The sequence below is a fragment of the Hymenobacter sediminicola genome (assembly GCF_014250515.1).
Lineage (GTDB): Bacteria > Bacteroidota > Bacteroidia > Cytophagales > Hymenobacteraceae > Hymenobacter > Hymenobacter sediminicola.
In genome coordinates, this window is sequence record NZ_CP060202.1 from 3,266,077 (window position 1) to 3,278,063 (window position 11,987).

The following is an 11,987-nucleotide window of genomic DNA, read 5'->3' on the forward strand; positions in this document are numbered from 1 at the left end:
TTGTGTTGTGGCCTGTTATACTATTTACTGAATGTTCAGCTCGAATGGCATGCGGGCCTGAGCACCTTTCATCTCCGAGAGCTTCTTGTACTGCTCATACACCGGGAACAGCGGGCCCATTTCTTCGCGTACCATGCGCAGCCGCACTTCCTCGCTAATGCCGCTGAAGATGTTTTCCATGAACGTCCGCTGGCGTGGCAGCGCCTGCAGCTTGTAGTCGCCTTCCTTGAGGTTGGCGCGGCGGGCCGCAATACGCAGGGCATCGTCAAACGAGCCCAGCACGTCTACCAGGCCGCGGGCTTTGGCTTCGGAGCCCGACCACACACGGCCTGAGGCAAACCCGCGCAGCCGCTCTACGGGCATATGGCGACCAGCGGCAGCTTTGGTAGTGAAGTCAGCGTAAATACGGTTGATTTCCTGCTGAAACTGCGCCTGCTCGAACTGACTCAGAGGACGGGTGATGGTTGGGAAGTCCGAGAACTTACCCGTCGTGACACGGTCCGTGGTAATACCCAGCTTGTCGCGGAGCAGCGGCTGAATGTTGGGCAGCACGCCAAATACCCCAATGCTGCCCGTAATGGTGTTCGGATGGGCAACAATAGTGTCGCAGCCCATGGCAATGAAGTAGCCGCCCGAAGCCGCCACGTCGGACATGGAGCACACGATAGGTTTCACCTTCTTCGTCAACATCACCTCACGGTAGATGATATCGGAGGCCAGCGACGAGCCACCGGGCGAATTCACGCGTAGCACCACTGCTTTTACTTTGTCGTCGAGGCGGGCTTTGCGAATGGCCTCGGCAAAGCGGGTGCTGCCGATGCTGTTGCTACCACCTTTGCCCGTCACGATGTCGCCTTCGGCGTAGATGACGGCAATTCGGCTGCTGCCGCTTCCCTCCTCTTCGTCGGCCTTGCCGTAGTCGTTCAGGTCCACCAAGCTCAGCTTTTCGTCTTTCTCCACACCCAGCTTGCCTTTCATGTAGTCGAGGGCTTGGTCGTAGTAGCCGAGGTTGGTGACGAGGCCGAGACGCTTAGCGTCGTCGGCGTTGTGCACCAGCATCGAGTCGCTGATAGTTTTGATGCGCTCCGGGGTGATTTTGCGGGCCGTGGCAATGTGGCCCAGCATAAAGTCGTTGAGCGAGTTCAGGAAGGACGACGTCTGCAGACGAGCTGAATCCGACATGTTTTCCCGGAAAAACGGCTCTACGGCGCTCTTGAACGAGCCTACTCGGAAGATCTGGGGCTGAATCCCGACCTTCTCGAACAGGTTTTTGTAGTACATCGTCTCGGAGCTGAGGCCGTTGAACTCCAGTGTGCCCTGCGGATTGAGGTAGATGCGGTCGGCAATGGAGGTGAGGTAGTAGCTCTTTTCCGACTGCGCATCGGCGTAGGCCACCACAAACTTGCCCGACTTCTTGAAGTCCAGCAGCGCGTCGCGGATTTCTTCCAGCGAGGCCATGCCGGCCTGCACCAGCTCCACGTTCAGGAAAATTCCCTTGATGTCGGAGTCGGTTTTGGCGCGGCGGATGGTGGCTTTCAGGTTGTCGAGACCAATGTTGTCGGCTTGGGAGCTAACAATGGAGCCGAATGAGGTGCGGCTTTCCCGTTCCCCAATAGGCTTGTCGAGCTTTAGCTCCAGTACTGAGTCGTTGGCGACGGTTACTTCCTTGTCGGAAGAGGCCAGCGCGGCTATGAAGCCTACCACCAGCAGCAGGCCCACCAAACCGAACACAAACAGGCCGGTGAGCGTGGCTAGCACATATTTAAAAAATTGTCTCATGAGTCACTGATTTACGCTGATTTGGTGCGGATACGGCTGAGTAGAACAGAGGCTGGGCCAACGGTTGCCCCACCAGCAAAGGTAGAGGGGTTTCGGCATCTTAAAGAAGCAAAAAACCTGGCCGGAGTTGCCTCATTTTTAAGGAAGAATATGCTTGAGCTTGTGTCTGTACCAGCCTGTTTCTTTTGTGTTTCTCCGTTCCTATATTATTAGCTAACATGCGGCACTTTTCACTTACCCCATATCCGCATGACTCTTATCGTTCCTAATGACCGTCCATTCGTCATTATCCCCAAGCACAGCAACTTGCCGCTTGCGCCCACGCACCACCGGAAGGAGCAGGGCACCGCTATTCAGCAGCAGGAAGCCTATAAAAACAATCCGGCCCAGCAGTTTCAGCTGAGAAAAAACGGCTCCGGTGAACACCTCGTGTATCTGCCCTACAGTAATCTATTCTGGGCCACGGCCGGCGGTCCGTCGAGTGGCGAAGGCGCGGCCCTGATTCAGTGGCTGGATCAGAATACCACCAACCAGCGTTTCCGCTTCCTGTACGCCGGCAACGGCTATTATTATCTGCGGCCGGTGCACGCCGGGGGCCTCGTGCTGGAAGTGCCCGGCGGCGGCCGCGGGCAGGATACCCTGAAACTGGGCAAGCTGGCCGCTGCCACCAGCCGCGACCATCAGCTCTTCCGCGTAGTGCCCGCTTCGCCGTTTTACGTCGCCAACGAAGCGCACACCTTCCGGCAGTACAGCGACTTGGTGCGCGAGGCTATTCTGGGTGTGATAGGCGCCATTCCGAAGGTGGGCGGGGCTGTTAAGGGCGTGCTGGGTGTGCTCTGGCCCGATGGGCACGACAAAGATTTCTGGAACCAAACAACGCTGTATGTAGAGCAGCGCGTGCGGGAGTTGCTCCGGGCTGAGCACCTTGCGAACCTGGCCAGCGACTTGCAGGGCGCCCGCCAGAATGCCGACGAATACGGCAAAACATCCAGCCTGACCAATAAGCTGGGCAAGCTCATCAGTGCTATTTCGTCGGCTACTCAGCGCGAAGACACCTTCCTGCGCGACCAGGAGGGAGTTGGGGTATTGCCTATGCTGGCGGCCTGGGGCACGTTGGTACTCACGCTACGCGCCGAAATGGTGAAGGAATACGACACGCTGCACCCAAATGAAACGGCAGATGAGAAACGGGCCGGGAAGGCGGATGAGCTGACGTTTCTGCAATCGGCCATTACCCGCTATAGTGACGCCGTGCAGCGCAGCCGTGAGGCCGCTATGGCGTGGCGGCTCGGCAAAATCAAGCAGAAGCATATTGAAGATTGGGAAATCATTGACATTAGCCCCAAGCAGTTTATCAAGACCGCATGGAATAAGGATTCCGTTACCGATGAGTACGACGGCTGGCAGATGTACCGCGAATACCGCCAGCACAACTCCAACCCCGGCGACCCGGCCAGCCACGCCAACATTTCCTACGCCAAGCAAGTCCGCGAGGCCCAGGTGCGGGCTAAGTTTGGGGCCGAATTGGACGCCATTCTGGCCCAGGCCTACCTCTGGCCGTATCTGGACCCTACCAAAACCGCACAGCCCACCAACCAACGGGTTCAGGTAGCAGTGGGCACCTTCGGAGGCCGGCCTAACGGCACGCCGTTCAATGTGCCCGTAGACAGCCTGATGAAAATCAGCATCTGCTCGGATGCCAGCCACCGCAATATGTGCGGCCTGAACCTGACGTTTGCCGGCAGTGGTACCACTGCCCTGTACGGTGTCATGGGCGGGCGGCAGAACAGCATCAACCTGCAGGCAGGCGAGTATATCACCAACGTACGCGGCTACGAATGGGACCAGCTGGAAGGACTGGTTCTGGAAACCAACCACGGCCAGCTGGTTGAAGGCGGGCAGCTCGGCAGCCATTCTTACTTCGAGGCCGGTATTGATGATGCGCTGAATGCCAAACTAGTAAGCATTTCGGGCACGTATAAGGGAGACGTCATCAACACGCTAACCTTTCACTGGGAGTACGTACTTAGCAAGTAACCGTACTGCTCATTCGTCATACAGCGGCCCCGCCTGGATATCCAGGCGGGGCCGCTGGTTTTGCATTTTGCCCAACGCTAGTCCCGGCCCAAAGTCGCATCAATATCAGCACTGCTGTCAACATCGGGGATTTGGCTCCATACAACCGCCAGCAACGCTAACAGGAGCAAAAACACGGTCAGCCCAATGCGTAGTCCTCTTCCCATGCAACTCCTTATTTAATAGCCATACTTCTCGCCCCAGAGTTGGCGCAGGCGCTCCTGCACTTTGGCTTCGGCCGGGTTCTGGCCGGGGTGGTAGAACACGGTGCCGCTGAGCGCCTCGGGCATGAACTCCTGGTAAGCAAAGCTGCCAGGGTAGTCGTGCGAGTATTGGTACTGGCCGCCGTAGCCGAGGTCTTTCATGAGCTTGGTGGGCGCATTGCGCAGCGGAATGGGTACCGACTGCACGCCCTGCTGCCGCACCAGTGCCCGCGCCTCCCGGATGGCCTTGTAGCTGGCATTGCTCTTGGGCGACGTAGCCAAGTACACTACCGTCTGGCCCAGAATAATGTCGCCTTCGGGCATGCCAATTACCGTGACGGCCTGGAAGCAGCTCTGGGCCAGCATCAGAGCATTGGGGTTGGCCATGCCCACGTCTTCAGAAGCCAAGATGAGCAGACGGCGCGCAATAAACTTGGGGTCCTCGCCGCCTTCCAGCATCACGGCCAGGTAGTAGAGCGCGGCGTTGGGGTCGGAGCCGCGGATGCTTTTGATGAAGGCCGAAATGACGTCGTAGTGCATCTCGCCGCCTTTGTCGTAGCGGGCGAGGTGCTGCTGGGCCAGCTGCTGCACGCCCTCATCGGTGATGATGACTTCGCCGGTTTTCGGGTCGGGGCGGCTTGCTTCCACTACTATTTCCAGCAGGTTCAGGAGTTTGCGCGCGTCGCCGCCCGAAATGGTGAGCAGCGCGCCGTAATCCTGCACCCGTACTTTGTACTGCTTCAGCACCTCATCTTGGGCCAGGGCATTGTCTACGAGGCCGGTCAGCACTTCCTTGTCCAGCGGCTCCAGCACGTACACCTGCGCCCGGCTCAGCACGGCCGGAATCACCTCAAACGACGGATTTTCGGTAGTGGCGCCAATCAGCGTCACGATGCCCTGCTCCACGGCCCCCAGCAGCGCGTCCTGCTGGCTTTTGCTGAAGCGGTGAATTTCATCAATAAACAGCACGGTACCGCGTTGCTTTTTGGCCCGCTCAATGACTTCGCGCACGTCTTTCACGCCGGCATTCACGGCGCTGAGCGAGGCAAAAGGCTTGCCCAGTTCGGCAGCCAGCAAATTGGCCAGCGTGGTTTTGCCCACGCCGGGCGGGCCCCACAGAATGAGCGAGGGCAGCCGGCCGGCATTCAGGTAGCGGCGCAGCACGCCTTCGGGCCCGATGAGGTGGCGCTGCCCGGCGTATTCGTCGAGGGTGCGAGGGCGCATCCGCTCGGCCAGGGGGGCGCCGGGACGCGGGGCATTGGACTGGGGCTGGGGGTCAGTATCGAAGAGAGAGCCGGTAGACATAGGTGGGGAAGCGCGAACCTTACGGGAGCGGGCTGGTTCGGGTAGGGCCGCGGGGTTGCGGCAGCGTGTTTAACGTTCGAAGCGAAGCGCGAGCTACAAAGGTAGTGTGCCGCCCCGCCGGGTTATGCGTTATCCGCACATTCGCCTCTACCTTCGTTCTTAATGAAAAATGCAGCCCGGGTCCACGCGGCCTTATTCGTGGTAGCCCTTATCTACGCCGCCAACTACAGTATTTCCAAAGACGTGATGCCGCGCTACATGGGTCCGTTTGGGCTGGTGCTGCTGCGGATTGTGGGTGCGGCGCTGTTTTTCGGGGTGCTGAGCCGGCTGGTGGCCCCGCAGGACCGTATCGTAGGCCGTGCCGACCAGTGGCGGGCCGTGGCGTGCGGAGTGCTGGGCATCGGGCTGAATCAGCTGCTGTTTTTCTCGGGGCTCAACCTCACCTCCCCCATCAATGCCTCGCTCATCCAGACTATTGCGCCCGTCGTGACCGTGCTGGCCTCGGTGGTGCTGCTAGGCGAGCGGCTGACGGTGCCGCGCCTGCTGGGTATTGCGCTGGCGGGCGTGGGCGCGGCCAGTATCATTCTGAGCCGGGGGCCGGTGGCGGCCGGCGGGCAGGATGGTCTGCTGGGTAATCTGCTGATTCTGCTCAACGCCACGGCTTTCGGCATCTACCTCGTGCTGGTGATGCCGCTGATGCGCAAGTATCATCCGTTTACGGTGCTGGCACGCATCTTTCTGGTGGGTGCGGTACTGGCGGTGCCCGCCGGCTGGCAACAGGTGCAGCAGCCCGACTACGCCAGCTTTCCGCCCAGCATCTGGGCCGCCATTGCCTACATGGTCATCTGCCTCACTATCATGGCCTATCTGCTCAACAACTGGGCTCTGAAATACGCCTCCCCTTCCCTACTTGGCGCTTATATCTACCTGCAGCCGGCGCTGGCCGTGGGTATTGCCGTGGCAGTAGGCAAAGACACCCTCACGCTCACCAAGGGCTTGCAGGCGCTGCTGATTTTCGGGGGTGTGTTTCTGGTGAGCCGCAAGCCCCGGCAGCCCGCGCCAGCTGTAGTGCCCTTGGAACCGGTGCAGGACTGAGGTAACTTGCGGGTTGATATGCGCAATTTTCTCTTCTATTCCGGCCTGCTTGGCCTGCTTATCCCCTGCACCAGCCTGGCCCAGAACCAGCCAGCGCCGGCAGATACTACCCGCCAGCACTACACGTACCAGGAAACCATGCCCGTATTTCCGGGCGGCCAGGAGGCGCTTTTCAAGCTGTTGGCAGAGGGCCTGCAGTACCCGCCCAAGGCGCTGCGCGACGGAGTGCAGGGCAAGGTGTACCTCTCGTTTGTAGTGGAACCTACCGGCGACGTGGCCGATATCAAGGTGAAGCAGGGCGTGCGGGCCGACCTGGACGAGGAAGCCCTGCGGATGGCGCAGCGGCTGAAAACCGTGCGCTGGCAGCCCGGCACCCAGAACCAGCGGCCGGTTTCGGTGGTCTACACCGTGCCGCTCACCTTCAGCCTCACGAAAGGCCCGTTAACGCTGGCGGCTGATTCGCTGGATGCCAACCCCGGCCCGGCCATCGTACTACCGTCGCGGCTATGGACGGCCGCCGAGAAAACCATACCCGCCGACAAAGGCGTGCTGTACGGCAACTGCATTCAGCGCCTGGGGTTCAGCAGCGGCGGGCTGCCCCAGTACGTGCGCGTGCTCAACCTGACGACGGGCAAGTTTTATCGGATTCTGGTGAAGCCCGCCATGCGCAGCCGCAGCGAAAACGGCTTTTGCGTGGCGCTGCCGCCCGGCCGCTATGCCCTGCAGTGGTATGAGTACTCGTATGGCCTTGATGCGCTGCGCAAAGCGGGCCAGGGCCGCCTCACGGATACTCGCTACTGCTTCACGCTGCAGCCCGGGCAGATGCATTATGCGGGAAAGTGGGACTTCTCGCAGCCTGATGCGCCGCGCTTCCTCAACGAGAAAGCGCAACTGGACGCCCATTTTTCCGCTGAAACCAAAGCCCTGTATGAAGGGGCCGTTGTCAGTCTGCCCCAGTAGCCGCCCTGCTTTTCCGCCGTGGACACGCCGCACACCCGCAAAATCATTCACCTCGACATGGATGCTTTCTATGCCTCGGTGGAGCAGCGCGACAACCCGGCGCTGCGCGGGCGGCCCGTAGCGGTTGGTGGCTCGCGGCAGCGGGGCGTGGTGGCGGCGGCTTCCTACGAGGCACGAGCCTTCGGGGTACGCTCGGCTATGCCCTCCGTCACGGCGCTGCGCAAGTGCCCGGAGCTGGTGTTCGTGAAGCCGCGGTTTGAAGTGTACAAGGAAGTGTCGCGGCAGATTCGGGCTATTTTCGCCGAGTACACGCCCCTCATCGAGCCACTTTCTCTGGATGAAGCCTACCTCGACGTGACGGAGAACCTGAAGGGCCTACCGCTGGCCACGCAGGTAGCGCGCGAAATCAGGGCTGAAATTCTGGAGAAAACCCAGCTCACGGCCTCGGCGGGCATCAGCTACAACAAGTTTCTGGCGAAGCTGGCCTCCGACTACCGCAAGCCCAACGGGCAGTTCGTCATCAGGCCCGAACAGGGCCTGGCCTTCGTGGAGCAGCTGCGCATGGGCGAGTTTCACGGCATCGGGCCGGCCACGGCGGCGCGCCTGAACCAGCTGGGCATATTCACGGGGCTGGAGCTGCGGCAGCAAACCGAAACGTTTCTGCGCCAGCATTTCGGCAAGGCCGGCTCCTACTACTACCACATTGCCCGCGCCATCGACGACCGGCCCGTGGTGCCGGACCGGGTGCGCAAATCGGTAGGCTCAGAAACCACCTTTGCGGAAGACCTGACGGAAGAAGCGCAACTGCTGGCCGGTCTGCAGCCCTGCCTAGACTCGGTGTGGGCGTATTGCGGGCGGGCGGGGCTGCTGGGGCGCACGCTCACGCTCAAAATCAAGTACGCCGACTTCCAGCAGATTACCCGCAGCCGCACCATGTTGGCACCGCTGGCTAGCCTGGCCGCTTTGGAGCAACTCAGCCGGGAACTGGTGGCTGGCTGCCTACCCTTACCCAAGGGCGTGCGGCTGGTAGGCGCCTCACTCTCCAACCTCGAAACCACAGAGGATTCGGTGGGCAAGCAGCTGACACTAGGCTTCTAGCCGGCCGGCGGTGGAGTAGGTGTCTTTCTGACTTTGGCCTTTGTTTTGGCCTTGGTGGCTGGCTTTTGGGGTTTCTTGCGGGCCGTACGCCGGGCTTTGCGACGCTGCCGGAGGCCGGATAGCCGCTGGCGCTCTAACTTACGCTCTGCCCGGGCTTGCAGCCGCTCCGGGAGGCGGGCCATCAGCCGCTCGCGCACGTACTGGGCCAGGCTGGAAAGTGGCACCAGATTCGTGGTACGCAGAAAATGCAGCACCTCAGCACGTCGCAACTCACTCACGCCACGCAGGCCGCGGGCCATCAGAAACTGCTTCACTTCTTCCAGCAGTAGCAGGCTAGCCAGTGGCGCAGGCTCCACGGTAGCATTGTAGGCCGCAGCCCGGTGCGGGCGCAGCTCCCCTTCCACTACGGTCAGCACGCCTACCCACTCGGGCAGCAGCGGCAGCAGCTTGGGCAGGTGCTTTTCCGTCACCACAAACGTCACGAAGTCATATACCTCGCCGTAGCAGCGTAGCTGGTTGGGCACCCGCTGCAGCGTATCGGAGTCGCCTTTTACCTCATAGCCGTGCAGAAAGTGCTCTGTGATGTGCACCACATCGGCACGGGTAGTACCGGTGGGTAGCTCATCTATATACACGCCGCCTGGCAGCAGCGGGTAGAGCAGGGCACGAATTTCCGGGTCGTTCATATAATGATATTCGGCCGTACTGCCGGCATCGGCACTACTCTCAGTGCCACTACAGCCTGTTCAGACGAAGTTGCACCGCGCATTCTGATTCGCCAAGAAAAAATAAAAGCCTGGCCGCAACTTGTGCGGCCAGGCTTTCAGCATAAGGCAAAACGCCGCTACTAGTCAGCGTCAGTCTTGATTTTACGCTTCTTCTTTTTGTCTTTGATTTTACCATCGGCCGGCAGCGTGGTAGCCGGAGCCACGCTGGTGCTTGACTGAGTTTCTACCGTGGTGGTGGTAGAAGCCGGCTGCGTGGTAGTGGTAGAGTTGATTACACCAGGCGCAGGCTGCGTCTGGATGGTGGTGCTCTGTTCGGGCTGCGTGGTAGTCGTGGTCGTGGTGTTGGTGGTCTGTGCGTTAGCAGCCGACACACCTGTCACGAGCACAGCGGCGAGGACAAGTAGCTTTTTCATGAGCATGGGGTTAGGTGAACTAATCCGAAAGAGCAGGGAGAGTGTCTTTCAGTCAGCCTTCAACGGGACTTTGCGCTTTCAGGTTCGATTTGCCCGAATTTTTCACCTTGCTTCAATAGTGTCTACTGAGCCGCTACAGCCAAAACCAGTAGTTCTTTGCTTCCTGAATAGATAGCAAATCAGCGCTTATAGACGATGTGGACGCCTCTTTTCGCGTGGCCAAGCGACAAGTAGGCGTATGCCGTACCGCCAGTAGTTACTCTACGCTAGCTAGCCTACTGTCCACATTGCTTTCTGACCGTCTACTGAGCTACTGCTCCCACTTCAATGTTTAATAAATGAAGAATTCCTAATACTTTGAATCACAAAGTTCTTTGGTATATTTGCATTAATAGTCTCTATTTCACCAGAACTCCCTTCGCTGGTTCTTAGGCTAAACAGTCTGTTTCTTTAAGCCTCTACCATGTCACAATACTCGCAGTTTTTTGTGGCACCTGATTCTGTGGTGCGCACCATTTGGGGCAAAGCCGATACGGTCTTGTTCATTTTTGCGGGTGCCGCCGCCGAGTTTGCGCTGAACAAGGCCGTTGACTGGCTCTACTTCACGGGCCGCCTACCCGCCGATCCGCTGGCCCGCCTGTTCTCCACCGTGGAATACGCCCGCCAGATTGTATTTGCCGAACGGGCCGATGCGGAGCGAGCCATTGACACTATCACGGCTATTCATGCGGCCGTGGAAGCCAAACGCGGCATGGTCATTCCGGCCTGGGCCTACCGCGACGTGCTATTCATGCTCATCGACTACTCAATCCGTGCCTTCGAAGCGCTGGAGAGGCCATTGAACCCAGCAGAAAAACAGGAAGTTTTTGAGGTCTTTACCCGTGTAGGCCAACGCATGGGTATTCCTGAATTACCGGCTTCCCACGCGGCGTGGCTTCAGGCGCGGCGGCACCACTTGGCAGAACACCTGGAGCACAGCGCTTTCACCGCTGACCTGTACCAGCAATACGCACGGCACCTGGGTCCGGTACGCTACCGCCTCCTGTTGCAGGCCCAACGAGTTGTAGCGCCGACACAGGTGAGCCAGCTGTTGCGCCTTGGCCGCATTCCCTGGCTGCTACCTGTTCTGAGCGTGTACCGCTACGCGCAGCACTTGTCCTTGAGCCAGTGGGCACGAGCCAGCCTACTCCCCAACGAGTACCGAGAGAAGATCCTGCGGCTGGATATTGCCCCCTCCACCCTGCTTTCCGCTGCCACATGAACACACAAACGGCCACTCTCCGGGAGTGGCCGTTTGTTTACCGTATCATTTTTCTGACTATTTCAGCATTTCATGCAGCACGGTTTGCATAGAAATAGTGCGGTTGCCGGCTTCCTGGATGATGAGCGAGCCGGGCGCGTCGAGCACAGCGTCGGATACTTCCACGTTGCGGCGCACGGGCAAGCAGTGCAGGAACTTAGCACCGTCGGTCAGGGCCATGTGTTCGGGGGTGAGCATCCAGGCGGGGTCGTTGCCCAGCACTTGGCCGTAGTCGAGGTAGCTGCTCCAGTTTTTAGCTTGCACGTAGTCGGCTCCTTCCAGCGCCTTTTTCTGGTCGTATTCGATGCGGGCACCTTTGGTGAACTTCGGGTCCAGCTCGTAGCCTTCGGGGTGGGTGATGACGAAATCCACCCAGTCGATTTCCGAGAACCAGTCGCAGAAGGAATTGGGCACGCACTGGGGCAGGGCGCGCACGTGCGGGGCCCAAGTGAGCACCACTTTCACGCGCTCCTTCTGCTTGGTTTCAGCTACCGTAATCAGGTCGGCGAAGCTTTGCAGCGGGTGCAACGTGGCGCTTTCCAGGCTGATGACGGGCACAGTAGCATATTGCCGAATCTTGTTGAATACGACTTCGCTGTAGTCCTCGGCTTTGTCCTTGAGCGTGGGGAAGGTGCGCACGCCCAGCACGTCGCAGTACTGGCTCATCACCGCAATGGCGTCCTTGATGTGCTCTTGCGTACCGCCGTTCATCACCGCGCCATCAGCCATTTCTAGCGTCCAGGAGTCAGCGCCAGCGTTGAGCACCCAGGCTTGCGCGCCCAAGTTGTAGGCCGCCTTCACCGAGCTCAGCCGAGTGCGTAGGCTGGGATTGAAGAAAATCAGCCCAACGGTTTTGTTGCGCCCGATGTGCTGGTAGCCAAACGGATTCGCCTTGATTTCCAGCGCTTGTTGCAACAGCGCTTTATAGTCGCCCGCGTCGGCGAAAGAGGTGAAGTTTTTCATGTGGGGTAGTGAGTAGGCTAGACATAAAAGAAAATGAGAACGTCATGCTCCGGCAAGCCCAGCATGA

10 protein-coding genes are annotated in these 11,987 nt (G+C 59.4%); 5 read left to right on the forward strand and 5 right to left on the reverse strand.

Going from position 1 to position 11,987, the window contains the following annotated elements:
- Positions 1 to 24: 24 nt before the first annotated feature.
- On the reverse strand, positions 25 to 1,779 hold the full coding sequence (sppA, locus tag H4317_RS13935; protein ID WP_185887188.1) for a signal peptide peptidase SppA: 1,755 nt from the start codon (positions 1,777 to 1,779) through the stop codon (positions 25 to 27).
- 249 nt (positions 1,780 to 2,028) lie between these two features.
- Here sppA and H4317_RS13940 point away from each other — a divergent pair, with 249 nt between their 5' ends.
- Positions 2,029 to 3,816 (forward strand): RICIN domain-containing protein, encoded by a 1,788-nt coding sequence (locus H4317_RS13940; protein ID WP_185887189.1) that lies wholly within the window; start codon positions 2,029 to 2,031, stop codon positions 3,814 to 3,816.
- Between the two features lie 218 nt (positions 3,817 to 4,034).
- Here H4317_RS13940 and H4317_RS13945 read toward each other — a convergent pair whose 3' ends face one another.
- A complete protein-coding gene (locus H4317_RS13945; RefSeq protein WP_260625892.1) occupies positions 4,035 to 5,282 on the reverse strand; it encodes a replication-associated recombination protein A in 1,248 nt (415 codons plus the stop codon).
- Between the two features lie 243 nt (positions 5,283 to 5,525).
- Here H4317_RS13945 and H4317_RS13950 point away from each other — a divergent pair, with 243 nt between their 5' ends.
- From H4317_RS13950 to dinB, 3 genes are read left to right on the forward strand one after another with little or no spacing between them, the layout of a single operon-like run.
- Positions 5,526 to 6,458: a DMT family transporter gene (locus H4317_RS13950; protein WP_185887191.1), complete on the forward strand. Its 933-nt coding sequence runs from the start codon at positions 5,526 to 5,528 to the stop codon at positions 6,456 to 6,458.
- 18 nt (positions 6,459 to 6,476) lie between these two features.
- Positions 6,477 to 7,418 carry an energy transducer TonB gene (locus tag H4317_RS13955; RefSeq protein ID WP_185887192.1) on the forward strand — a complete coding sequence of 314 codons (942 nt, stop codon included), beginning with the start codon at positions 6,477 to 6,479 and terminating at the stop codon, positions 7,416 to 7,418.
- Between the two features lie 18 nt (positions 7,419 to 7,436).
- A complete protein-coding gene (gene dinB, locus H4317_RS13960; protein ID WP_221899163.1) occupies positions 7,437 to 8,516 on the forward strand; it encodes a DNA polymerase IV in 1,080 nt (359 codons plus the stop codon).
- Here the strand turns inward: dinB and H4317_RS13965 are convergent.
- On the reverse strand, positions 8,513 to 9,202 hold the full coding sequence (locus tag H4317_RS13965; protein ID WP_185887193.1) for a sce7726 family protein: 690 nt from the start codon (positions 9,200 to 9,202) through the stop codon (positions 8,513 to 8,515). The two genes, dinB and H4317_RS13965, sit on opposite strands and share 4 nt — an antisense overlap.
- A 161-nt stretch (positions 9,203 to 9,363) precedes the next feature.
- Positions 9,364 to 9,657 (reverse strand): hypothetical protein, encoded by a 294-nt coding sequence (locus H4317_RS13970; RefSeq protein ID WP_185887194.1) that lies wholly within the window; start codon positions 9,655 to 9,657, stop codon positions 9,364 to 9,366.
- Between the two features lie 463 nt (positions 9,658 to 10,120).
- On the opposite strand from H4317_RS13970, the gene H4317_RS13975 reads away from it, so the two are divergent.
- Positions 10,121 to 10,918, forward strand: a complete 798-nt coding sequence (locus H4317_RS13975; protein ID WP_185887195.1) for an oxygenase MpaB family protein — start codon at positions 10,121 to 10,123, stop codon at positions 10,916 to 10,918.
- 57 nt (positions 10,919 to 10,975) lie between these two features.
- Here the strand turns inward: H4317_RS13975 and H4317_RS13980 are convergent, their stop codons facing one another.
- Positions 10,976 to 11,920 carry a Rossmann-fold NAD(P)-binding domain-containing protein gene (locus tag H4317_RS13980; protein ID WP_185887196.1) on the reverse strand — a complete coding sequence of 315 codons (945 nt, stop codon included), beginning with the start codon at positions 11,918 to 11,920 and terminating at the stop codon, positions 10,976 to 10,978.
- Between the last annotated feature and the right edge of the window lie 67 nt (positions 11,921 to 11,987).